Here is a 23,248-nt window from a genome sequence, read left to right as displayed (position 1 = left end):
CCGTGCCGGAGCGTGTGCGAGGCGCCCCGCTCAGGGCGCGGCGGGGGCGCTGGCGGGCGCGGCTTGCGAAGCCGGAGCCGCCGGCGGCACGGGGATCGACGGTGCCAGCGGCGAGGACGGCGCGGCCGTGGCCGCGGCGCCCGAAGCCGCCGCATCCGCGCCCGGATCGGCGTAGTTCGGCAGGCCGGTCGGCTCGCCGTTCGCGCCACCCGCGCCGTTGCTCGCGTCCGGATCGTCGTAATTCGGCAGCCCGCCCGGCAGCGTGCCGGCCGCACCCGACGTGCGCAGCAGCGAGCCGTGATACGTCTGCGACTGGCGCTGCTGCGTGTAGGCGTCGCGCACGAACGAATACTTGTCGAGCGCAGCCTGCTGCAGCAGGTCCGACGCACCGAGCAGGTCGGAACGCCCGCTGATGAATTGCCCGATGTACATCGGGTTTCGCACGGCCGGCTCGATGTAGTTCAGCAGGTTGAAGCGCACGTCCACCGTGCGGCCCACGCCGTCGCGGAACGAGCTCGGCCCGAACAGCGGCAGCACCAGGTACGGGCCGGCCGGCACGCCCCAGCGCGCGAGCGTCAGGCCGAAATCCTGATGGTGCTTCGGCAGCCCGGCCACCGTCGCCACGTCGAACAGCCCGCCCACGCCGAACACCGTATTGATCACCACCCGCATCACGTCCTCGGTGGCATCGGTCACGCGCAATTGCAGCAGGTTGTTGGCGACGTTGCCGATGTCGCTGATGTTCGAGAAGAAGCTGCTGATCGCGGTGCGCAGCGGCGTGGGCGTGACCTTCTGGTAGCCCCGCGCGATCGGCGCGGCGAAATGCGTGTCGACCGTGTCGTTGACGGAGAAGATCACGCGATTCATCGGTTCGAGCGGGTCGCCCGGGGTACGGTTGGGGCCGGTCGCGCAACCGCTCAGGAGGGCGACGGTGGCCAGGCTTGCGGCCAGGATTCGCGGTTTATTCATTGATGTCGGGAGATTGGGGCGCGCGTGGCACGCGCGGTTTGCCCATCAGCACGGGTTGGAACACCACGGCGCCGATCAGCGTGCAGGATAGTGCGAGCGCGAGCAGCTTGCCCATGCTCGCCGTGCCCGGGTGATGCGATAACCACAGGCTGCCGAACGCGGTGGCCGTGGTCGCGGCGCTGAACAGCACCGCATGCGTGAGGCTCGAATGCAGCAGGCCGGTCTGGCCCGCGCGCCATGCCATCACGAAGTACACCTTGAACGCCACGCCCACGCCGAGCATCAGCGGCAGCGCGATGATGTTGGCGAAGTTCAGCGGCATGCCGAACACCACGCACAGCTCGAGCGTGACCACGCCCGACACCAGCAGCGGGATCAGCGTGCGCAGCACGTCGCCGAAGCGGCGCAGCGTGATCCACAGCAGGATCGTGATCGACACGAGCGACAGCGCGGCGGCTTGCAGGAACGCCTTGATGATGGTGTCGGCCGAATGCAGGATCGAGATCGGGCCGCCGATGGTGGCCGGCTCGGCGCGTTTCACGGCCTGCGCGAAATGGCGCAGCATGGTGTCGTCGCCGGGGTCGACGCCCGGCGGCACCTTCGGGGAAATCTGCACCAGCGCGCTTCCGTCGGGCGCCACCCAATCGCGCACCATCTGCGGCGGCAGGTTCGCACGCGTGATCTCGTACGGCTGCAGCAGCGAGGCGAGCTGGCCGAGCGCGAGGGTCAGCGTGTTCGAGAACGCCACTTCGGCGCGGTCGCGCGCGGCGGCATCGGCGGCGGCCAGCTTGGCGAGCGATTGCGACAGATGCTTGGCCTCGGCCGCGCCCGCGCCGGGGTGATCTTCCGACGCGTATTCGAGCAGCGCCGACGCGCGCTTGAGCGCGGCCACGCGTTGCGCGTCGGCGGCGGGCGGCGCGGCCGGTTGCGTCAGCGCGGGCAGCAGCGTGTCGGCGGCCGTCTTGATGGTGGCGAGCTTCTCGGGCTGGTCGGGCGGCAGGAACGACGTGAGCGTGGTGGTGCGGCCCACTTCCGGCAGCTTCGCGAGGCGCGCGGCGGCCGCGTCGGCGTCGGCCAGCGTGGGCGCGAGCATGTGCACGTCGTTGACACCCGCTTCCGGCGAATCCTTCAGCGCGATCAGCGTGGCCATCGATTCGGTGTGCGGATCTTTCAAATGCAGCGGGTTGAAGTCGAAATGCAGGCGCGTGAGCAGCGGCAGCGCGCAGATCACCACCGCCAGCGTGCCGATCAGGATCGGCTTGCGATGCCGGTCGAGGTAATCGTCCACTGGCGCGAGGCGCGGGAAGCCCGGCGCCTTGGCCTCGCCCGGCGGGTGCATGAGCTTGAGCAGCGCGGGCAGCAGCGTCATGGTGGTCAGGAATGCCACGAACATGCCCACCCCGGCGATCAGGCCCAGCTCCGACACGCCGCGATAGGCGGTGGGCAGGAACGAGAAGAAGCTGGCCGCCACGGCCGCCGTGGCCAGCGAGAGCGGCATGCCCATCGCATGCGCCGCGCCGAGCAGCGCGTGATCGAGGTTCGGATCGCGGTGGCGCTCCTCGCGGTATTTCACGCCGTACTGGATCGCGAAATCCACGCCCAGCCCGACGAACAGCACCATGAACGCCACCGAGATCATGTTCAGCGAGCCGACCATCGCGAGGCCGAGCGCGGCCGTCACGACCAGCCCCACCACCAGCGTGATCAGCACCGCGCCGATCATCCGCTTCGAGCGCAGCGCGAGCCACAGAATGATCAGGACGACGATCAGCGTGCCGATGCCGTTGACGGCGGCGCCGTCTTGCACCGACGCGAATTCCTCGTCGGCCAGCGGCTGCTCGCCGGTCAGGCGCACCACGGCGCCGAAGCGCTTGTCGAGGCCGAGCGAGGCGGCGGTGGCGCGGATGGTTTGGGAGGTCTGCTCGCCGGCCTTCAGCGCGCCGTAGTTGACCATCGGCTCGACCGTCACGAACGCGAACGCCGGCTGTTTCGCCGAATCGCTATCGACCAGCGCGCGCCACGAGAACGCGGCGGGCTTGCCGGCCAGCACATCGTCGACGGTGGCGGCGGCGCGGGCGAGCAGCGTCTTCATGCCCGGCAGCGTGACCTGGCCGGTCAGCAGCGGCTGGCCGAGCGTGGTGGACAGCGTGGTGGCGAGGCCGCGCACGCTCGGGTCCTGCGCCAGCGTGTTGACCAGCGGGCGGGCGTCGGCGAGCTTCGCGGTGGTGCGCCTGACGTCGTCGGGCGTGAGGAACAGCAGCGCGTCGCGCTCGAACAGCGGGCCGCCTGCCGGCAGCGACACCTGGCCGATCTTGCCGGCCTGGGTGTCCTTCTCCAGCGCGGCGGCCAGCGCGTTGGCGGCGGCCGAGGCGAATTCGGGCGCGGGCGCTTCCACCACCGCGAGGATGGTCTGGCTGCGCTGCGGGAACGCGTCGTCCACGGCCTTGCCGAGCGCGGCCCATTGCGGCGCGTTGTCGATCAGCTTGCTGATGTCGGTGTTGATCTTGAAATGCTGGACGGTATAGACGCCGCTGAACGCGGCGATCACGAGCGATAGCGCGACGACCAGCAACGGGCGCCGCACCGACCAGGCGACGAGTCGGACGAGTAGGGTTGTCAGCATGGGGCGGGCTGGCGGGACGTCCTTCGGACAAAGTGCTCAAGTATACCGGCGCCACGATTTCGGGGCTGTTTCCCCACGCAGCGGTGCTGGCCGGGGCGACCGGCGGAAAAAGCGTCCGACCCGACCGGCATCGGGTGGCCGGATGCGGCGCGCCGCCGGCCACATCATGTCAGTAGTCCGTGACAAATGTAAGCGAAACGTAACGGCGCGCTCCGCAGCGGGCTCGACGGCGCTGCGCCGGGCTCGGGCCGCTATACTGTTTCGATCCGGGGCCTATTGGCGCCGGCTTCTTTTTTTAGCGAGCACGAACACCGTATGAAACGTCATCTGATTGCATTCGTCGCTGCGGCGGCCGTCTCCGTGTCGGCTTTCGCGCAAAGCGCCCCCGTGGACGTGGTTCGTAATGCCGTCGAAGGCACGGTCAACGCCATGAAGACCGATCCGGGCGCGCGCGGCGGCGACATGGGCAAGATCACGCAGGTCGTCGAGACGCGTTTTCTGCCCGTCACCAACTTCGAGCGCACCACGCGGATCGCCGTCGGGGCCGACTGGGCCAAGGCCAGCCCGGCCCAGCAACAGGAGCTGTACAAGCAATTTCGGCTCCTGATGACGCGCACCTATGCGGCCTCGCTGGCCCAGCTCGGCGGCCAGGACGCGAAGTTCTCGTTCAAGGCGGGCGGCGCGAACGGCAGCGATGCGCTGGTGCAGTCCACCGTGAGCACGCCGGGCGACACGCAGAACGTCGGCTACCGGCTCGGCAAGGAAGGCAACGACTGGAAGATCTACGACATCGACATGTCCGGTGCGTGGCTGATCCAGGTCTATCAAGGCCAGTTCAAGGCGCAGCTCGCCTCGGGCGGCATCGACGGCCTGATCGCGTACCTGCAGAAGCACAACGCGCGCGTCAACTGACGTGACGGCGGCCGGGGCGCGTCAGCCGATGCGCCCCGGCCGGCCTGATCTGCAATCCTGATTGCCGCTCTGATCTGCAGGCCGCCCGCTCCGGTTTCGCCGCCGGTCCGGGCACATGCCTTGCTGCCCTGGCGCGCCCGCGCCGCCCCCTCCGCTCCCAGGTGCTTCCGATGCCGCCTACCGCCGCGCCCGCTTCCGCCCATCCTGCCGCCGCCGAACTGATCGAGCGTTTCGCGCTGCTGCCGCACCCCGAAGGCGGCTATTTCCGCGAAACCTACCGCGCGCCGCTGCGCGTGGCGCGCGAGGCCGACGGCGCGTCGCGCAGCGCCTCCACGGCGATCTACTACCTGTTGTGCGACGGCGCGTATTCCGCCTGGCATCGAATCCGCTCCGACGAGGTCTGGCATTTCTACGCGGGCGATCCGCTCGACGTCTACCTGCTCGACGATGCCGACGGCCTCGTGATCCACCGTCTCGGCAATCCGCTGCTGCATCCCGGTGCCGTGAGCCAGGCCGTGGTGCCGGCCGGGCGCTGGTTCGGCGCGGCCTGCGCCGACTCGGCCGGGTTCGCGCTGGTGGGCTGCACGGTTGCGCCGGGCTTCGAGTTCGCCGAATTCGAGCTGGCCGACCCGCAGGCGCTCGAGCGCCAGTTCCCGCAGCACGCCGAAGCCGTCGCGCGCCTCGCGCGCTGAGGCCCACCGCCCACCGCCCACCGCCCACCGCTTAACGGCGGCGCTGTTCCACCGCGAACTTGATCAATTCCGCCTGCCCCTCGATGCCGAGCTTGCGCTTGAGGTTGAGCCGGTGCGTCTCGACGGTGCGCACGGATAACCCGTTCTGCTGCGCGATCTGCTTGCTCGACAGCCCCTCGGCCAGCGCATCCAGAATGTCGCGCTCGCGCGGCGTGAGCCGCTCCACCGGCCCGGCCCCCGCGCTGGCGTGGATCATCCGCGCGGCCAGCCCCTCGCTGAAGAAGGTCTGCCCGGCCAGCACCGCGCCGATGCCGCGCACGATCTCGCTGGCCGGCGAATCCTTCAGCAGATAGCCGCTCGCGCCGGCCCGCACGGCCTGCGTCACGTATTCGACGTTGTCGTGCATCGACAGCATCACCACCCGGATCGCCGGAAAGCGTTCGTGGAACACGCCGGCCAGCGCGATGCCGTTCATGCCCTGCATGCCGACATCCATCAGCGCGAGATCGGGTTCGAGCGATGCGGCCAGCGCGAGCGCGTCGGCCGCATTGCCGGCCTCGCCGGCCACCACCAGGCCCGGCACGGCTTCGAGCCGCATCTTGAGGCCGTCGCGTACCAGCGGATGATCGTCGACCAGCAGTAGCCGGGCGGTGCGCGCCGAAGCGTCGGGAGAGAAAGCCGTCATCGTGATTCCGTGTCGGTGGGTCGGGCGGCGGCGGGCGCGGCGGCGCGCAGCGGCACGCGCGCGCTGATCACCGTGTGGCCCGGCTGCGACCGGATCGTGAGAATGCCGCCGAGCGCCGCGATGCGCTCGCGCATGTTGCGCAGCCCGACGCCGCGGTGCGGATCGGCCTGGGTGCGTTCGACGTCGAAGCCGCGGCCGTTGTCGGCCACGCTGAGGGCCACCGAATGCGCGCCGATGTCGAGCGACACCGCGCCGCGCGTGGCTTGCGCATGGCGCAGCAGGTTGGTCAGCGCTTCCTGGGCGATCCGGAACAGCGCGGTATTGACGGCGGCCGGCAGCGGCGGCGCGCCCGAATGGGCGACCTGCGTGTAGCCGATCTCGACCCCGCTCTCGCCCTGCCCCTGCAATTCGCGGATCAACTGATCGAGCGCCGCGGCCAGGCCGAGATCGTCGAGCATCGCGGGCCGCAGCGCATGCGAGATGCGGCGCACCTCGCGCAGCACGTCGCCGAGCCGCGCGGCGCTCTTGGCCAGCGCGCCTTCGGCCGACGCATCGCGCGCCGGGCCGCGTTCGAGCCGTTCCAGCACCGATTCGAGCATCAGCTTGACCGACACCATCATCTGGCTGATGCCGTCGTGCAGCTCGCGCGAGAGCCGCGCGCGTTCGTCTTCCTGCGATTCCACCACGCGCTGCGCGAGCGCTTTCAGGCGCGCATCGGCGTGGCGCGATTCGCTGACGTTGAGCACCAGCGCGCATAGCGCGATCACGGCCGCGCCGGCCAGCGCGATCGCGGCCAGCCCTTTCATGGTGCTGTCGATTTCGGCCGAGGCGCGCGCGTCGATGTTGGCCAGCGCGCGGTCGACGTCGTCGAGATAGATGCCGGTGCCGAGCATCCAGCCCCAGCGTTCGAGCGCCACCACGTAGCCGAGCTTGCCCTCGATGCGGCCGGTGGACGGCCGCTGCCACTGGTAGCGCACGTAGCCGCCGCCGTGCGAGGCCGCCTCCACCAGCTGCTGGATGGTGGGCGCGCCCAATGCGTCGCGCATCGCCCAGAAGTTGCGGCCCACGCGTTCGGGCTCGCGCGGATGCATCAGCGAATTGCCCTGCAGGTCGTAGACGAAGAAGTAGCCGTCGGGGCCGAAATCCATCTTGCGCAAGATTTCGAGCGCCTGGGCGCGCCGCGTGTCCTCGCCGGCCGCGCCGTCGCGCGAGGCGGCGTACAGCGGCGCGATCGCGCTGGTCGCCAGCTCCACGTAATGCTTGAGTTCGAGTTCCTTGCTGGCCAGATAGGCCGATTCGATCGTCTCGTGCTGCGCGCGCGCCAGCGACGTGGCCTGCTGGCGCACGCCGAAGCCGATCGCGGCGATCGCCGCCAGGAACGGCACGATCGCGAGCAGGAGGATCTTCGCCTTGAGTTTCATGTTCGGTCGACGGGGAAACGCGGCCCGCCGTGGGGCGGGCGCCGGCGCTATTGTCCGCGATTTCGCGGCGGCGCAGCGCGGCTGGCCGTGCGCGCTTGCCGGCCTCGCGCGCACGGCGATGTGAGAAGTCGATTTCCCAATCGCCCACGGGGTGAGTAAGATGGGGCCATTTTCTGGATGGAGTACCCGCAATGCTGACCGCCGTGCTGGAAGACGATGCCGACCAACGCGACCTGATCATGTTGTGGCTCGAACATGGCGGGCATCGCGCACAGGGTTTCGCCACGGGCGCCGCATTCACCGAGGCGCTGAAGAACGACCGCTACCAGTTGCTCGTGATCGACTGGATGCTGCCCGACACCACGGGCGACGCGATGATCCAGTGGGTGCGCGACAACCTCGGCTGGAACGTGCCGGTGATCGTGCTGACCGCGCGCGACGACGAGCAGACCGTGCTGACCGCGCTGCGCGCCGGCGCCGACGATTACCTCGTCAAGCCGGCCCGTTCGGCCGAGATGCTGGCGCGGATCGCGGCCGTGGCGCGCCGCTACGGGCTGGGCGGCAAGGCGCCGCTCACGCTCGGCGCCTACGAGATCGACATCCAGCGCGTGCGGATCTCCGTGAACGGCACGGCGGTCGATCTGACCCAGAAGGAATTCGATCTGGCCGTCTACATGTTCCAGAGCCCGGGCCAGTTGCTGTCGCGCGATCACCTCTTGAACCGCGTCTGGGGCGTGCATGCCGACGTGGACACGCGCACCGTCGACACGCACGTGAGCCGTCTGCGCAAGAAGCTGCAGCTCGACGGCTCGAACGGCTGGAAGGTGATCCCGATCTACGGCTACGGCTACCGCTGCGTGCGGCTCGACGCGCCGGAGTAAAGCCGGGCGGCCGGGTTCACAAGGCTGCGTTCACAAGGCGGTCAACGCCGCAGCGCGTCGTGCATCGCGACGCGCTGCGGCGTTTTCGTTTCATTTCCTGCGATTGTTTCGACCGCCGTGCCTATGCGCGTCATTGCCACGGGCCGGGCGGCGCGTTGCGGCCGCCGTCGGTGGCGCGCCAGGCGTCTTCCACCTGCGCGCGTCGGGCCAGCGCATGACGATGCCCCTGTCCGCTCGACGACAACCCGCCGCCGCAGCGATACCCCCATCCCGCCAGCGTGAGCCACGCCGATTCGACGCGGTTCGCGAGCCACGCGCTGGTCGTGCCGCGATGCTTGCCGAGATAGAGCAGGCGGCTGCGCAGCCGCCAGCGTTCGCGCTGGGCCGCCGCCTGCGGTTCGAACCAGGCATCGGCATGGGTGCGCGCCACGAACCGCGCGCGCACGTCCGGCCACACCATCACCTCGAAACCGGCCTCGCCCACGCGCCGGCAGAAATCGATGTCCTCGCAATACATGAAGAAGCGCGTATCGAAGCCGTCGAGATAGCGGAATACGTCGTGCCGCACGATCGCGAACGCGTCGGACACCCAATCGACGCGCCGCGCCGGCGGACGCGGCAGCAGGTCGGGATCGAGCGCCGGATGACGCGGCTGCTCGCCATGCGCGGCCGGCCCGCGCCACGCGAACGCGTCGCCGAGCGTGGTCGGGAACCGGTGCGAGGTCGGCACGTCGTAGCCCTGCCGATCGACCAGCCGCCCGCCCGCGATGCCCACCTGCGGATTGACGAGCATGCGCGCGGCGGCGCGCGCGATCATCGCCGGCTGCGCGTGAGCGCCGGGATGCAGGAACAGCAGCAGCGCGCCGAGCGCCTCCTGCGCGGCCAGGTTGCAGGCGGCCGCATAGCCGAGATTGACCGGCGAGCGGATCAGCCGCACCCAGTCGAAGCGCGTCTCGATGCGCTCGGCGGTGCCGTCGGTCGAGGCGTTGTCGATCACGATCACCTGCCAGTCGCGATAGCGCGCGGCCATCGCCAGCATCTCGAGTTGCGCGTCGATCCGATCGGCGGCGTTGTGCGCGACGATCAGGATCGACAACGCCCGTCGGGCCAGCACGTGCTTGTGCGGGGACGGGCGGGTGTCGGACGGCGCGGCCTGCCGGGTGCCATAGAGCCGGATCACGGCGGATTCCGGCGCTGGCGCGCGGCCGGCCTCGTCATTGCGCTTCGCCAGGCTGGTGGCGAGCCGCGCGTCGCGCACGTGCGGCGGCGTAACGGCTGCGATAGGCGAGTTGGCCATAGAGAATCGGCAGTTGTTGCAGATGCGCATGCAGCGCATAGAGCGTGGCAAGACGCCAATCGCCGGCATTCGAGCGGGCGTTCAGCGTGGTGTGCAGCAGCGCGGCGGCGAACAGCGCGGCGATGCTCCACGCGATCTGCGGCAGCACGGCGAGCAGCACGGAAAAGGTCAGCAGCGCCACGCCGAGCGCGGCGCTCCAGGCCAGGTTGCGTTGCGGCGCATGGCCGTGCGGAAACGCGGCGCGGCCTTCGGCGCGCGCATCGGCGGCCGCATACGATTCGCCGATCCGCACCGCGCGGCGCCAGTAGTCGCCGAAGCGCGTTAGCGCGTCGTCGTGGCGCGCCATCGGCAGGTCCAGTTCGGCGATCTGCCAGCGTTGCGCGTTGAGGCGCTGGCACAGGTCGGCCGCTTCGCCGTCGATGTAATAGGGGTCGAAGCCGCCGGCTTCATCGAGTGCTTCGCGGCGGTACAGCGCATCGCCGGCGCAATCGAGCGCGTCGCCGGCCGGCATCAGGCCGTCCAGGTCGACCACGGCCGCGTAGCCGGACTGATGCGGCAGCGCCTCGCGGCATTGGCCGCGCACGGCGGCGTAGCCGTGCCGTTCGAGCTGGGCGAGCGCCTTGCGCGGAAATTGACGGTCGAGCAGCGTATCGGCGGCGAGAAACAGCACCGTGTCGGCTTCGGTCGCGCGCCAGCCGGCGTTGCGCATCGCGCCGCGCGTGACCGGATGGTGGGCCGACAGCGATTCGGCCCGCACCACGCGAGCGCCCTTCAGGGCGGCCAGCGCGGCGTCCCGGCCGAGCGGCGCATCGGTCGCGTAGATCACCTCGACCGGCAGATCGTGCCAGTCGGCGCCGTGCACGCTGCGCAGGCAGCGCGACAGCGCGCCGCCGCGATCGCGCCCCGTCACCACCACGGCGATGCGCGGCGCGTTCAAAATTCTTCCTCCAGCGGCGCGCGGAACGCGCTGCCGACCCAGCACGGCGCGGGCTGACGGCGCAGCGGCGCGGCGTTCGCGCGCAGCCGGCGCCATTCGCGGGCCGATTGCGGCAGATGACGCATCCGTCCCGGCTGCAGGCGAACGTCGTCCTGCCTGCCGCCCGACTGGCGGCTGCAACGTTGTTGTGCGTCCAAAGAAATTGCGATCATCGCGTAGCCCCTGCTGCGTGGATGGGCGTATTTCAACGCGAATCGGCCGAGGAATCGTGACGAAACTGCAAACGTAGGTACCTATAAAGGGCCGGATGCCTGACGTTCGAGGGATTTGAGGAGAAAACGGCCACTGCCGGGGCGGCCTGGGCGGCCGCCCCGGCAGTGGTGTCAGATCGGCACCGTATGTTGCCGCTTGGTCAGCAGCACGCGATTGATGCCGTTGAGGTGCGCGTGGCTGACCTCGTCGCAGCTTTCGCGAATGATGAACAGCCCGAAGCCGCCTTCCGATTCGCCCGAGAAATCGGGCGCCAGCTCGGCCGGCGGCGTGAACGGCCGGCCGTCGTAGACGAATTCGAGCGTGGCGGCGCCGTGATTGGCCGTGCAGACCACCTCGATCTGCCCGTCGCCCGGCTGCGAATCGTGGCGCATCACGTTGCTGGCCAGTTCGACGGCGGCCAGCGCGAGCGCGGCGGCGGCGTCCTCGCCGATGCCGGCCGCCGCGTGCGTCACGACGAAGCCGCGCAGCAACTGCAACTGCGACAGCGTGCGCGGCAGGTCGAGCCGCGCGCGGCGCGCGAGCGCTTCGCCGTCCGGCAGTTGCAGCACCAGCATCGTCATGTCGTCGGGAATCCGCGCGCTGTGCGTGAAGGCCTCGACCGCCGCGCGCATGCCGCGCACGATCGTGCCGGGGCGGCGGTGGCTCGGCAGCAGCCCGCGCAGCGTGGACGACAAGCGATTCAGGCCGAATCGCTCGCCGGCACGATCGACCGCGTCGGTCAGGCCGTCCGAATAGAGCACCACGGTGTCGCCCGCGCCGAGCCGCACCGTATCCTCGAACACCTCGTCCTCCTCGATCACGCCGAGCGGCGGATGCTGATTGCGCAGGAATTCGGGCGGCGCCTTGCCGCGAAACACCATGGTTTCCTCGTGCCCGCAGCCCACCCAGGTGGCGGTGCCGCGCGCGCGGTCGATGCGCAGGTAGCAAAGCGTGACGAAGCTGTCGAGCGCCTGCAGCCGCGCGTGCATGGCGTGCTGCGCGTGCGCCACGATGCGCGCGGGCGACGGCCGCGGTGCGCCGGGCACGCCGTGCGCGATCAGCTCGGCGATCGAGCGCGAGAACTGCATCTTCAGCGCCGCGCCGAGCAGCGCGGCCGGCACGCCCTTGCCCATCGCGTCGCCGACCAGCAGGTCGAAGCAGCCTTCGTCGAATTCGAACCAATCGAAGAAATCGCCGTTGATGCCGCGCGAGGCCACGTTGAAGCTGGCGATCAGGCAGCCGTGCACGGCCGGCGGCAGGTCGCCGATCAGCAGGCCGCGCTGGATGCCCGCGCCGAGTTCCAATTCGGCGCGCTGCGCGGCCTGCAGCGCGTGTTCGCCGGCCACCTGCTGGCTGATGTCGGTCTGGATCAGGAACGCGTGCTTGGTGTTCTGCGACGTGTTCATGATCGGCACCAGGGTGGAGGCGGTCCAGAACAGCGAGCCGTCGCGGCGGCGGTGCACCAGCTGGCCGCTCCACGGCGCGCCTTCGCGGATCAGCTCGGGCAGGCGGTCCACGGCCTGTTCGGTGGCGTCGTCGGGGCGCAGCAGGCGGAACGACTGGCCGATCAGTTCGTCGCTCGGGTAGCCGCTGACCGACGCCAGCATCGAATTCGCGTAGAGGAACGTGCCGTCGGGCGCGACGATGCTGACGATCGCGTGCTCGTCGAGCGCGTTCTTCAGGCCGCGCAGGTCGGACGACGAATCGCGGTACTTGGCCAGCAACTGGGCGCGCTCCTGCGCGACGCGCTTGGCTTCCGACAGGTCGCGCACCGTGCAGAAGTAGAACAGCTCGCCGTCCACGTCCACCGGCGCGACCGAGATCTCGGCCGGAAACACGCGGCCGTTGGCGCGCCGCGCGTTCAGTTCGAGCCGGCTGCGCGGCGCGTTCGAGCGATCGTCCTCGCCGGCGGCGCGTTCGCGCATCAGTTCGTGGATCTCGTCGGGCAGCAGCGCCTCGCCGGGCTGGCCGATCAGGTTTTCGGCGCGGTAGCCGAAGATGCGTTCGGCCTCGCGGTTGAACTCGACCACGTGGCCGAGCGCGTCGAGCGTGACCATGCCGTCCATCGCGCTGGTCAGCACCGCCGTGTTGCGCGCCTCGCTGCTCGCGATCTCGCGCATCAACTGGCCGAGCGCGGCGATGGTCAGCGCGTTCTGGCGCAGGCTGCGCGCGGCCGCCGTGCACACCACGCCCCACAGCACCAGCACCGCGCCGGCGCCGAACGCCACCCAGCACGCGAGCGCGCGCCAGCCGGCCAGCGCCCGATCGGCCGGGGTGGCGACGATGGTGACGAGCGGCCAGCGCCGCGCGGTTCGATAGGCGCCGATGCTGCTCACGCCGTCGAGGTCGAGCGCCGAGAACGCGCCGGCTTCGGCATGCGGCAGCCGCGTGCGGAACAGCGGCGAGCCGACCAGGTTGTCGCCCTTGTCGAGCGGCGCCCCGGTGGATATCACCGGCGTGCCGTCGAGCATGACCAGCGCGGCCGAACGCGGCGCGTCGGCCAGCAGCATCTGGAACGTGCTCTTCAGGTAATCGGGGTTCAGCGAGACGACGATGCGCACCACGTCGCCGCTCGGCGTCACGCTGGTGCGTGCCAGCGGGATGAAGCGCAGCGGCAGCGCATTGGGTGGCGCGGGCCGCGCGCCGCGCACCAGCAGCGAATCGGCCAGGTCGCGGCCCGCCAGCGGCCGGCCGATCGTGAGATTGCCGTCGGGGTTCGGCACGCGCGGCCCCGGCAGCCGCGATTGATCGATGCGGATGCCCACGTTCGGCTCGTACGAGCTGGCGATCACCTCGCCCTCGCTGTCGACCAGCGAGACGCTGCGGATCGCCGGCGTGCCGGTGATGGTGCGCGCGAGCAGCGCGTCGGCCAGCCCGGCGCCCGCCCGGTCGGGCGATTGGAGCATGCTGTCGATCGAGCGCACGATCGAATTGGCGGTGCCGATCGCGCGCCCGCTTTCGTCGTCGAGCGCGCGCGCCAGCATCACGGCGGCGTTGCGTTCGTCGTTGATCGCGCCGCGATGCTCCCACCAGGCGAACGCGCCGGCCGCGCCGATCAGCAGCGCGCCGGCCAGCGTGCCGCCGATCAGCACCGAGCGGCTGTTGAGCCAGGCCGGAAGGTGCGCGGTGTGATGCCGGATGATCGCTTCGATTCGTTTCACTGGAGCAGCATGACCTCGGTCAGGTGATGGCGGCGCGCCGCGGCGGCGAGCCGGCCGTCGTGCTGGATGCGCGTGATGAAGGCGTCCACGGTGTGCAGCCAGGCATCGTCGCCGGGGCGCACCGCATACGCGTATGGCATGGGATCGAACGGCTGCGGCGGCGCGACAAGCTGGGCCCACTCGGCATTCTCCAGCAGCCGGTGCGCATACGGAAGCCCGCCGATCAGCACGTCGATGCGGCCCGATTGCAGCTCTTCCTCGCGGTTGCGTTGCGGGTCGAGCACCACGATGGTCGCGTGCCTGAGCGTCTCGCGCAGGCGCGGTTCGACCTGCGAGCCGCGCTGCACGCCCACCCGCACGCCGGGCCGGTCGATGTCGGCCCAGGTGCGCACCACCTCGCTGCCGCGCGATGCGACCCCGACGATGCCGCCTTCCAGGTACGGCTTGCTGAAGCGCAGCGTGGCATGGCGCGACGCCGTGGCGGCGATCGCCAGCATGGCGATGTCGCAGCGCTCGGCCAGCAGATCGTCGGCGAAGGTGTCGAAACGGGTGTCGATCATCACGAGCTGGGTGCCGAGATCGGTGGCGAACGCGGCTGCCAGATCGACGTCGAGCCCGCGTGGCTGGCCGGTGCGCGGGTCGCGGTAGTTGATGCCGGCGTCGCTTTGCGAGAGGCACACGCGCAGCGTGCGCGTGGCGTGGATGCGATCGAGCACGCTGCCGGCGACGGCATCGCTGCCGGCGCTCGCGAGCGCGGCGCACAGCAGCGCGGCCGAAGCATGGGCCGAGGCGCGGGCCGGCGGGCGGCGCGGTAGCCGTTTCGTCAGAGTGCGCAGGTCGGGCCAGCGGGCCATCGTGTGGTTCCTTGCGCGTTCCGCGCGCATCGGTGGGCTGCCCGGCCGGGGCTGTCTGGGCCGTCGGGCGTGCATTGCAGCATGGGTGGGGACGGAAAGTGTGGCGCGATCGTGACGCGCCGCGAGCGGCGTCGTGCCCGCATCAGGGTGCCGGGCGGCCCGGGTTCACGCGAACGCGGCGAGCGCGTCGTCGGCGCTCGCGTGCACGCTGAACACGCGATGCATCCGCATCAGCTCGAACAGCGCGTTGACCGGCCTGGTCATCGCGCACAGCTTGAAATCGCCGCCGCGCCGATGCGTCTCGCGCAGGCACGCGATCAGCGCGCCGAGGCCGGAACTGTCGACGAAGCTCAGGGACGACATGTCGAACACGATGCGGGCTTCCTGGGCGAGCAGCGGTGCGATCGCATCCTTGAACGCCTGAACGTTGCCGGCGTCGAGATGCGGGTCGGCCGAGCGTACGAGCAGCGGGCCGGACGGCGCGTGGGTGGTCTGCAATTCCATCTCGATGATCCTCTTGGGGCTGGCCGCGGCCCGGCGGGCGGCGGCACGGGGACGCTATTGGGCGGTGGGCGGCGTGTTGGGTGCGGTGCGCGATGCGCCGGCGTACGCCTCGTCGATACCGGCCACGAGCGCCGCGAACGGCGCGCTCTGACTGTCCGGCTGCGCGCCGTCGGCGGTGATGCGCCCTTCCAGCGCGCGCGCCGCCAGGCCGATTGCCTCGAAGCCGTAGGACAGCGCCGCGCCGGCCAGGCGGTGCAGCGCGATCGCGAGCACCGCGCGCGGCCGGTCGGCATCGGGTGTGCCCGCCAGGGCGTTCCATTCGTGCCAGGCGGCCGTCAGTTCGTCGCGGCGTGCGCCGAGCCCGGAGGTGAAGCGCGCGCGCAGCAACGCGAGCTGGCGCTCGAATTCAGGAGGCGTGTCCGGCGCGTTTATCACGGGCGTAATCCCAGTAGATCTTCAGATGTTCGGGCAGCGTCATCGGATCGAACGGCTTGACGATCACGCCGGTGGCGCCGTGTTCGAGCAGCGCCTCGATTTCGTCGGGCAGCGCGCGCGCCGACATCAGCACGATCGGCGTGTCGCGCAGCGCCGGCTTTTCGCGCAGCGCGCGCATGGTGTCGGGGCCGCTCAGTGTCGGCATCATCACGTCGAGCAGGATCAGGTCGGGCTGGAATGCGTCGGCCTCGGCCAGTGCGTCGGCGCCGTCCGGGCACAGCCGGACTTCATAGCCGCCAACCGCGCCGAGGCTGAACTCGAGGATCGCCCGGATATCCGGGTCGTCCTCCGCGCAGAGCACCTTGTGGAGCGTCGCGCTCATCGATGGGAACCTCCGTCGGGGTGGGCGATGCGCCGCGCGGCACGCAGCAGCGCATCGTCGTCGGTGCCGCGTTTGGGCAACCGGTCGGCCGCGAGCGTCGAAGCGGCGGCCGGAACGTCGTCAGTGTAGAGCAGGATCGGCGCGGGGCCGGCGATTTCTCGCAGGCGGCGCACGAGGTGCAACGCTTCGGCGCTGTCCGGCGCGGGATCGGCGACCAGCAGCGCCGGCGCGATCACGGCGGCGTCACCCAGCGCGTCGGGCGCGGCGGCCTCGATCGTGTCGAATCGGGGCGCGAGCGCGGCAGCCGCGCGGGCGCGGGCGACGGCATCGGCGTCGATCACGAACGCCACCGGGCGCGCCGGCGGCAGCGTGGCCGAGGCGTCGCCGAGCGGCAGGTCCACGTGGAATTCGGCGCCGTGGCCCGGCGTGGACACCAGCCCGACCCGGCCGTGCATGCGCTCGACCAGCACCTGCGTGATATGCAGCCCGAGCCCGGTGCCGGTGCCGACGCGGCGGTCGCGCTCGTCGGCTTGCGAGAATTTCTCGAAGATGCGCGCGCGGAACGCTTCGGGGATGCCGCCGCCGTGATCGCGTACCGCGATCCGGGCGCGCGCGCCGTCGGCATGGCCGCGAATTTCCACGGCGCCGCCAGCCGGCGAATTCTTGATCGCGTTCGACAGCAGGTTCGCCATCACTTGCAGGAAGCGGTCGGGATCGACCCACACCTCGCAGCCGAACGGCTTGCCGACGCGCGTGAGCACCACGCCCGCGCGGCGCGCGTAATCGAGGTTGGCGGCCAGCGCCTCGTCGAGCAGCGTATCGAGCGCGCAGGCGCGGCGTTGCAGCGCCATGCGGTCGGCTTCGAGCTTGGCGACGTCGAGCACGTCGTCGATCAGGCGGCCGAGCCGCTCGCCGTTGCGGCGCGCGATATCCACCAGCTTCTGCGCGGGCGCGGGCAAGGCGCCTGCCGCACCGCCCGCGAGCAGGTCGATGGCGCCTTTCACCGAGGTGAGCGGCGTGCGCAGCTCGTGGCTGACGGTGCTGAGGAAATCGTCCTTGAGGCGGTCGAGCCGGCGCTGTTCGGTCAGATCGCGGATCACCAGCGAGACGCGCGGGCGCGTGCTGTTGCGCCAGCGGCTGATGCGGATGTCGGCCGGGAACGCGTCGCCCGCGGGGCCGCGCACGTGGGCCTGGCACGAAGCCGGCGGTGTATCGGTGCGCAGCCGTTCGGCCAGCTCGGCGGGCAGCAGCGAATCGAGCGGCACGCCGTTGTCGGGCAACGCGGCCAGGCCGAGCAGCGCATAGCCGGCCTCGTTCGCGTCGCAGATGCGCACGCCGTCCTCGATGGTCAGCACCGCGTCGCCCACGTGATCGAACAGTTCGCGGTTGTGCGCGGCGAGGTGCGACACGCGCGATTGCAGCTCGAGCACGTGGCCGATGTTGCGGATCTTGGCAGCGAGCAGCGCGCCGTCCACCGGCTTCACGAGGTAATCGTCGGCGCCTTCTTCCACCGCGCGCACGAAATGTTCGGCGCCGCTCAGCGACGACATCACGACGATCGGCAGCCAGGCGCGCTCGTGCAGCGCGCGCAGGCGGCGCGTGGCCTCGAAGCCGTCCATGTCGGGCATCAGCAGGTCGAGCAGCACGAGATCGACCTCGGTGCCCTCGACGATGCGCAGCGCGGTCGCGCCGCTGTCGGCCTCGATCACGCGGTGGCCGGCCGCGCGCACTTGCGAGGCGGTTTCCGTGCGGCTCGCGGCGATATCGTCGACGACGAGCACGCGCAGCGGGTTGTCGGGAGCGGGAAGCGTGATCGAATCGGTCATCGTGGGGAGGTGCCGGCGCGCGGCACGCAGCGACGGAGTGAGAGCGGGACCGATTATGCCATCGGGCCGGGGCGGCGGGATGACGGCAAGAAAGGGCGGGACGGGCGGGCGGTTGTGTGTCCACGAGCGCGTTGCCCGATGCCTGTTTTCATCGATTCGGAAACCGAAATAATGTGGCGCGAAAAACATCGCCGCGATGTCAGCGGAACGAGCGGGCGAATTCGGCCCGCTCGCATCGCGTTCGGCGGCCCGGCGTGCCGGGCAGGCGCTTGACCGGCCGCCCCGGCGGCTTTGATACGATGCACGCTTTCGCCTTTCCGGGTGTTTCGCGTGAGCCGTCGTTTCCTGACTCGTCTGTTGTCCCGCCTCGCCGCCTGGCGGGACGCCGCCCGGCCCCGGGTGGCCGCCGCCGTCGAACACGCCCGGCCGTATGTTTCGCGTGCGCTCGGGCATGTCCGGCACCCTACGCGCCGCGGCGTGCTGATCGCGGTGGCCGCGCTGCCGGCGTTGCTGGCGCTGTACGTGGTGATCCTGATTCCGTTCACGCCGAGCATCGGCGATATCCGCAAGGCGCGCGTCGATGCGCCGGCCCAGGTGATGTCGTCCGACGGCAAGCTGCTGGCCGAGTTCAAGCCGTCGAACCGCGAATGGGTGGCGCTGTCCGACATCTCGCCGCACATGGTCGACGCGCTGATCGCGACCGAGGATCACCGTTTCTACGAGCATCACGGCCTCGACTGGAAGCGCACCGCGGGCGCGGCGCTGCACACCTTCTCGGGCGACCGTCAGGGCGGCTCGACCATCACGCAGCAGCTCGCGCGCAACCTGTATCCCGACGAGATCGGCCGCGCCCCCACGCTCACGCGCAAGCTCAAGGAAGCGATCACGGCGCTCAAGATCGAGGCCGTCTACAGCAAGCCGCAGATCCTCGAAACCTACCTGAACACGGTGCCGTTCCTCTACAACGCCTACGGCGTGGAGATGGCCGCGCGCACCTATTTCGACAAATCCGCCGATCAGCTCGACATCCTCGACAGCGCCACGCTGGTGGGCATGCTCAAGGGCAACAGCTACTACAACCCGGTGATCAACCCCGAGCGCGCGCTGCAACGGCGCAACACGGTGCTCGGGCAGATGGTCAAGTTCGGCAAGCTCACGCCGGCGCAGTTCGCGGTGTTGCAGAAGAAGCCGCTGCGCATCGATTTCGAGCGCCAGAAGGAGCCGCCCGGCCCCGCGCCGCACTTCGCGCAGCAACTGAAGAAATGGCTGATCGGCTGGGCCGACCGCAACGACTACAACGTCTATTCGGATGGGCTGATCGTCAGGACCACGATCGATTCGCGCCTGCAGGCGATGGCGACGCAGGCGCTGCGCCTGCAGGCCAACCAGTTGCAGGGCGTCGCCAACGGCATGTGGAATTCGGGCAGCGGCTGTGCCCCGGGCAGCCCGCTGTTCCAGACCTTCATCCGCGAGACGCCCGAGTACCATGCCGCGCGCGACGGCGGCGCGGACGACGCGGCCGCACTCAAGACGCTCGACAAGGATCGCGATTTTCTGCGCAATCTGTGCAAGGCGAAGGCCGACGTGCAGGCCGGCTTCATGGCGATCGACCCGCGCGACGGCGCGATCCGCGCGTGGGTGGGCAGCCGCGATTTCACCAACGAGCCGTTCGACCATGTGCAGCAGGCGCGCCGCCAGCCGGGTTCGACGTTCAAGGCGTTCGTGTACGGCGCGGCGTTTGCCGACGGCATGAAGCCGTCCGACACGTTCATCGACCAGCCCGTCGAAATTCCGCTCAAGGGCGGCGAGATCTGGCGCCCCGACGACGCCGAACCGCCCACCGGCAAGCCGATGACGCTGGCCGACGCGCTCGCCTATTCGCGCAACCGCATCACCGCGCAACTGATGCAGCAGGTCGGCCCGGTCAAGGTGGCGCGGCTCGCGCGCGAGATGGGCGTGCGCGACAGCACGCTGGAAGCGGTGCCGTCGCTGGCGCTCGGCACCAGCCCGGTCACGCTGAAGGAAATAGTGTCCGGCTACGCGACCATCGCGAACCTCGGCAGCTATGTCGAGCCGCGCATGGTCACGCAGGTCGAGGATCGCAACGGCAACGTGCTGGCCGAATTCGCGCCCGCACCGCCGGAGCGCACGTTGTCGGCGTCGGCCTCGCGCACGCTGGTCGATGCGCTGCGCGGCGTGATCAATCGCGGCACCGGCGCGGCGATCCGCTCGCGCTTCGGGATTCGCGGCGACGTGGCGGGCAAGACCGGCACCACGCAGGGCAATACCGACGGCTGGTTCATCCTGATGCAGCCGCAGCTCGTGGCGGGCGCGTGGGTGGGCTTCGACGACGGTCGCGTCACGCTCGGCGACAACTGGGGGCAAGGCGCGCGCAGCGCGTTGCCGATGGTCGGCGATTTCTATCAGCGCGCGTTGCGCGCCAGGCTGATCGATGCGCGTGCGAAGTTCGACACCGAATCGCCGCCGGGCTTCTTCGATACGCTGCGCGGCAAGCTGACCGACTGGATGACGTATCTGTTCCCGTCGAAGCCGGAGAAGACGGCCGCGCCGGCGAAGCCGCGTGCGACGCCGGCACCTGCGCCGGTGCCTGACGAGGCGCAGCAGCAGGCGGCGAGCGCGGCCAGTGCCGCTAGCGCTGCCAGCACGGCGGCGGCGGCCGATGGCGGTTCGGACCCGCTCGGCGCGTTCCTGAATCGCGGCGCGGCGGGTGCGCGGGCGGCGTCGGGGGTGGATACGTTCAGCGCGTCCGCGCCGCCGGTGTTGCAGCAGCCCGCGCCGGCAGCGGGCAATCGTGGACGCAATGGCGCGAACGGGGGTGACGGCGGTACCGGAAACGGTGCCTACAACCCCGGCAACGCCGGAGCGAACGGCGGAGGCGCAGGCAACGGCTTCCCGTCGGAGCCGCCTTCGGATTCGCCGACGCCCACGCCCGACGCGCCCTCCACGGGCGGCAACGGCACGAATCCTTGATCCTGACCGATCGCGGTGCGGCAGCGGCTCAAACCGCCGCCGCGCCGCGATCGCGCTTCACGGCTTGTCCTGCCCTTCCACCGCCTACGCGGGCGCTTCACCGCCCCGATCCCCGCGCCTCTCCCTTCGCTCATCCCTTCTGCCGCGCCCGATACGCCGCGACCTTCATGCGGTTGCCGCACATCGCCATGCTGCACCAGCGCCGCCGATGCGATTTGGTGCGGTCGTGGAACAGCAGCGTGCACTCGTCGCACTCGCATTTGCGCACCAGGCCGAAATCGGCCTCGGCCAGCAGCCGTGCCAGCGCCTCGGCCACCGGCAGCAGCACCGCCGCCGCGCCGAGGTCCGTGCGCCGCGACACCAGCGCCGGTTCGTCCGCCTGCGGCCACTGCAATTCCAGATGATGGCGGCCCGACGCCAGCACCGCGTTGAGCGGGGCCGGGTCCGCCCATTGGCCGGACTGACGCCGCTCGACCAGCGTGCGCGCGCTCGTGCGCAGCGCCAGCGCCGCGTCGAGCAGGCCGGCCGGCGCGGTGCCGCGATCGGTGGCGGGCAGCACGCCGGCCTGCACGAGCCAGTCGACCACGGCCGCGTCGCTCGTGAGCAGATCGCGCCGGCCGTCGTCCACGCCGTACTTCGTGTTGATGAAATCGAGCGCGAGATCGTCGCCGACGAACAGCGCCGTCGCGCCCTCGGCCGTGCTTGCGGTGCTCATCCTGAACCCCCGGAAAATCGATGGACGGATTGTAACTCATAAAAAACCTGTTGACAGGTTACGTTCCGCATCCGTAACCTGAAAAAACGTTGTTGCCAGTTACATGACGCTATACGGCAACCGTGCGGGTTTCCGGATCACATTCCAATCTGAGGTTTTGCCATGAAGATCAATACGTTGCTGATGGGTGCACTGATGACGGCCGGCGTGGTCGGCGGGCTTGCGGGCGGTGCAGAGGCGCACGCGGCGTCGCCCGATGTGCGCGCGGCCGCCGCTGCGCCCGTAATCAGTCACCATTACGTGCAGGTGGACGACGTGAAGGTGTTCTACCGCGAGGCCGGCAACCCGTCGGCGCCCACCGTGCTGCTGCTGCACGGCTTCCCGACCTCGTCGTTCATGTATCGCGATCTGATGCCGCGTCTGGCCGACCGCTATCACGTGATCGCGCCCGACCTGCCGGGCTTCGGCTTCACCGAAAGCCCCGATCGCAGCCACTACGCCTACACGTTCGATCATCTGGCGCAGACGATCGACCATTTCACCGAAACCCTGCATCTCGACACGTACGCGCTGGAAGTGTTCGACTACGGCGCGCCGGTGGGCTGGCGGCTCGCGGCGGCGCATCCGGAGCGCGTGACGGCGATCGTGTCGCAGAACGGCAATGCCTATGTGGAAGGCCTGAGCGACGGCTGGAACCCGATCCAGAAGTACTGGAAGGACCCGTTGCAGGCCAATCGCGACGCGCTGCGCGCGTTCCTGAAGCCCGATGCGATCAAGTGGCAATACACGCACGGCGAGAAGGACCCGGAACAGGTCGCCCCCGAGGCGTACACGCTCGACGCGGCGTTCGTCGCGCGCCCCGGCAACGACGAGATCCAGCTCGACCTGTTCCGCGACTACGCGAGCAACGTGGCGCTGTATCCGACGTTCCAGGAGTATTTCCGCAAGTACCAGCCGCCGATCCTGGCTGTGTGGGGCAAGAACGATCCGTTCTTCCTGCCGCCGGGCGCGGAAGCGTTCAAGCGCGACGTGCCGAAGGCGCAGGTGCAGTTCTTCGACGCGGGCCACTTCGCGCTGGAAACCAACGTGGCCGAGATCGCGCCGGTGATCCACCGCTTCCTCGACCAGAACGTGCCGCGCCGTTGAGCGAGGCGGGCCGCGTCGAACGAAACGGCGCGGCCTGCCGCCGCCGCCGCCGCGGGGCCCGTTACTTGCTGCGGCTCTTGGCCTTCGGCGCCTGGCGCGACCAGTACGTGAATTCGTCCTCGTGCACCGTGTAGTCGAGTTCCGCGAGCCGCTCCTGGAGGTGCGTCTGCGCGTCGGCGACGCCCTGGTTGTAGACGGTCGGGGCGATTTCTTCCAGGAAGAAGCCGAGCAGCGCGCCCGCGGCGACATTGCCGATCGGCTCGTCCATGTTGCTTTCGAAATAGCGCTGCAGCGACGCGATGGCGTCGGCGCGGGCTTCCTTCGTCAATTCGATGCTCATGGCGGGCGGCGGGGGCGAGAGGGAGAGGAGCAGGCATCTTAGCGCAGCGGCTTTGCCACGGTCACGGGGCACGATCGCCCGCTGGCGCCGGAATTCACCGGATCGGACAAAGTGATAGGATGCCCGCAGACCTTTCCGAAACAAAAACCAGTCGCGCGGCTCCTGCCGCGCGTTTGCGTTGGTGTTTCACGGTCGTCTCGTGCCCGGTGTCACGCCGGGCTGCCC

At 70.0% G+C, this 23,248-nt stretch carries 20 protein-coding genes; 5 read left to right on the top strand and 15 right to left on the bottom strand.

What is annotated here, in order from left to right:
• Nucleotides 1–30: 30 nt before the first annotated feature.
• Both AB4850_RS14855 and AB4850_RS14850 read right to left on the bottom strand, forming a co-directional pair.
• A complete protein-coding gene (locus AB4850_RS14855; protein ID WP_414440567.1) occupies nt 31–969 on the bottom strand; it encodes a VacJ family lipoprotein in 939 nt (312 codons plus the stop codon).
• Complete coding sequence (locus AB4850_RS14850) at nt 962–3,592, bottom strand: MMPL family transporter (protein ID WP_414440566.1); 2,631 nt, start codon at nt 3,590–3,592, stop codon at nt 962–964. The genes AB4850_RS14855 and AB4850_RS14850 overlap by 8 nt, the downstream gene beginning before the upstream one ends.
• Nucleotides 3,593–3,907: 315 nt before the next feature.
• On the opposite strand from AB4850_RS14850, the gene AB4850_RS14845 reads away from it, so the two are divergent.
• Both AB4850_RS14845 and AB4850_RS14840 read left to right on the top strand, forming a co-directional pair.
• Nucleotides 3,908–4,504 carry a phospholipid-binding protein MlaC gene (locus tag AB4850_RS14845; RefSeq protein ID WP_414440565.1) on the top strand — a complete coding sequence of 199 codons (597 nt, stop codon included), beginning with the start codon at nt 3,908–3,910 and terminating at the stop codon, nt 4,502–4,504.
• A 170-nt stretch (nt 4,505–4,674) separates the two neighbouring features.
• Complete coding sequence (locus AB4850_RS14840) at nt 4,675–5,196, top strand: cupin domain-containing protein (RefSeq protein WP_414440564.1); 522 nt, start codon at nt 4,675–4,677, stop codon at nt 5,194–5,196.
• 31 nt (nt 5,197–5,227) lie between these two features.
• Here AB4850_RS14840 and AB4850_RS14835 read toward each other — a convergent pair whose 3' ends face one another.
• Nucleotides 5,228–5,881 carry a response regulator gene (locus tag AB4850_RS14835; protein WP_414440563.1) on the bottom strand — a complete coding sequence of 218 codons (654 nt, stop codon included), beginning with the start codon at nt 5,879–5,881 and terminating at the stop codon, nt 5,228–5,230.
• Nucleotides 5,878–7,302, bottom strand: coding sequence for a cache domain-containing protein (locus AB4850_RS14830; RefSeq protein ID WP_414440562.1), 1,425 nt, complete (start codon nt 7,300–7,302; stop codon nt 5,878–5,880). The genes AB4850_RS14835 and AB4850_RS14830 overlap by 4 nt, the downstream gene beginning before the upstream one ends.
• A gap of 191 nt (nt 7,303–7,493) precedes the next feature.
• Here AB4850_RS14830 and AB4850_RS14825 point away from each other — a divergent pair, with 191 nt between their 5' ends.
• Nucleotides 7,494–8,183 (top strand): response regulator transcription factor, encoded by a 690-nt coding sequence (locus AB4850_RS14825; RefSeq protein WP_414440561.1) that lies wholly within the window; start codon nt 7,494–7,496, stop codon nt 8,181–8,183.
• Nucleotides 8,184–8,313: 130 nt separating this feature from the next.
• Here the strand turns inward: AB4850_RS14825 and AB4850_RS14820 are convergent, their stop codons facing one another.
• The 9 genes from AB4850_RS14820 to AB4850_RS14780 all read right to left on the bottom strand — a co-directional run bounded on the left by AB4850_RS14820 (nt 8,314) and on the right by AB4850_RS14780 (nt 17,831).
• Nucleotides 8,314–9,480, bottom strand: a complete 1,167-nt coding sequence (locus AB4850_RS14820; RefSeq protein WP_414440560.1) for a glycosyltransferase family 2 protein — start codon at nt 9,478–9,480, stop codon at nt 8,314–8,316.
• Nucleotides 9,398–10,417, bottom strand: coding sequence for a glycosyltransferase (locus AB4850_RS14815; RefSeq protein WP_414440559.1), 1,020 nt, complete (start codon nt 10,415–10,417; stop codon nt 9,398–9,400). Before AB4850_RS14815 ends, AB4850_RS14820 begins: the two co-directional genes overlap by 83 nt.
• Nucleotides 10,414–10,665 (bottom strand): hypothetical protein, encoded by a 252-nt coding sequence (locus AB4850_RS14810; RefSeq protein WP_414440558.1) that lies wholly within the window; start codon nt 10,663–10,665, stop codon nt 10,414–10,416. Before AB4850_RS14810 ends, AB4850_RS14815 begins: the two co-directional genes overlap by 4 nt.
• 135 nt (nt 10,666–10,800) lie before the next feature.
• Nucleotides 10,801–13,830 (bottom strand): SpoIIE family protein phosphatase, encoded by a 3,030-nt coding sequence (locus tag AB4850_RS14805; RefSeq protein ID WP_414440557.1) that lies wholly within the window; start codon nt 13,828–13,830, stop codon nt 10,801–10,803.
• Complete coding sequence (locus tag AB4850_RS14800) at nt 13,827–14,684, bottom strand: ABC transporter substrate-binding protein (RefSeq protein ID WP_414440556.1); 858 nt, start codon at nt 14,682–14,684, stop codon at nt 13,827–13,829. The genes AB4850_RS14805 and AB4850_RS14800 overlap by 4 nt, the downstream gene beginning before the upstream one ends.
• Nucleotides 14,685–14,849: 165 nt before the next feature.
• On the bottom strand, nt 14,850–15,188 hold the full coding sequence (locus AB4850_RS14795; protein WP_414440555.1) for an STAS domain-containing protein: 339 nt from the start codon (nt 15,186–15,188) through the stop codon (nt 14,850–14,852).
• A gap of 54 nt (nt 15,189–15,242) precedes the next feature.
• Nucleotides 15,243–15,623: a chemotaxis protein gene (locus tag AB4850_RS14790; RefSeq protein ID WP_414440554.1), complete on the bottom strand. Its 381-nt coding sequence runs from the start codon at nt 15,621–15,623 to the stop codon at nt 15,243–15,245.
• Nucleotides 15,595–16,005 (bottom strand): response regulator, encoded by a 411-nt coding sequence (locus AB4850_RS14785; protein WP_206131787.1) that lies wholly within the window; start codon nt 16,003–16,005, stop codon nt 15,595–15,597. Before AB4850_RS14785 ends, AB4850_RS14790 begins: the two co-directional genes overlap by 29 nt.
• Nucleotides 16,002–17,831 (bottom strand): ATP-binding protein, encoded by a 1,830-nt coding sequence (locus AB4850_RS14780; RefSeq protein WP_414440553.1) that lies wholly within the window; start codon nt 17,829–17,831, stop codon nt 16,002–16,004. Before AB4850_RS14780 ends, AB4850_RS14785 begins: the two co-directional genes overlap by 4 nt.
• A 330-nt stretch (nt 17,832–18,161) precedes the next feature.
• On the opposite strand from AB4850_RS14780, the gene AB4850_RS14775 reads away from it, so the two are divergent.
• Entirely contained in the window at nt 18,162–20,822 is a 2,661-nt protein-coding gene (locus AB4850_RS14775; RefSeq protein ID WP_414440552.1) for a penicillin-binding protein 1A, read from the top strand.
• A gap of 130 nt (nt 20,823–20,952) precedes the next feature.
• Here AB4850_RS14775 and AB4850_RS14770 read toward each other — a convergent pair whose 3' ends face one another.
• Entirely contained in the window at nt 20,953–21,537 is a 585-nt protein-coding gene (locus AB4850_RS14770) for a CGNR zinc finger domain-containing protein (protein WP_414440551.1), read from the bottom strand.
• 162 nt (nt 21,538–21,699) lie between these two features.
• Between AB4850_RS14770 and AB4850_RS14765 the strand changes: the two genes are divergently transcribed.
• Complete coding sequence (locus AB4850_RS14765; protein ID WP_414440550.1) at nt 21,700–22,683, top strand: alpha/beta fold hydrolase; 984 nt, start codon at nt 21,700–21,702, stop codon at nt 22,681–22,683.
• Between the two features lie 61 nt (nt 22,684–22,744).
• On the opposite strand, the gene AB4850_RS14760 is transcribed toward AB4850_RS14765, so the two are convergent.
• Nucleotides 22,745–23,023 (bottom strand): DUF2164 domain-containing protein, encoded by a 279-nt coding sequence (locus AB4850_RS14760; RefSeq protein ID WP_414440549.1) that lies wholly within the window; start codon nt 23,021–23,023, stop codon nt 22,745–22,747.
• Nucleotides 23,024–23,248 lie beyond the last annotated feature (225 nt).

Origin of the sequence: Burkholderia sp. 22PA0106 (assembly GCF_047497155.1) — a bacterium.
Classification (GTDB): Bacteria; Pseudomonadota; Gammaproteobacteria; order Burkholderiales; family Burkholderiaceae; genus Burkholderia.
The sequence above is the reverse complement of the archived record's forward strand: the minus strand, read 5'-3'. Positions and strand labels throughout refer to the sequence as shown.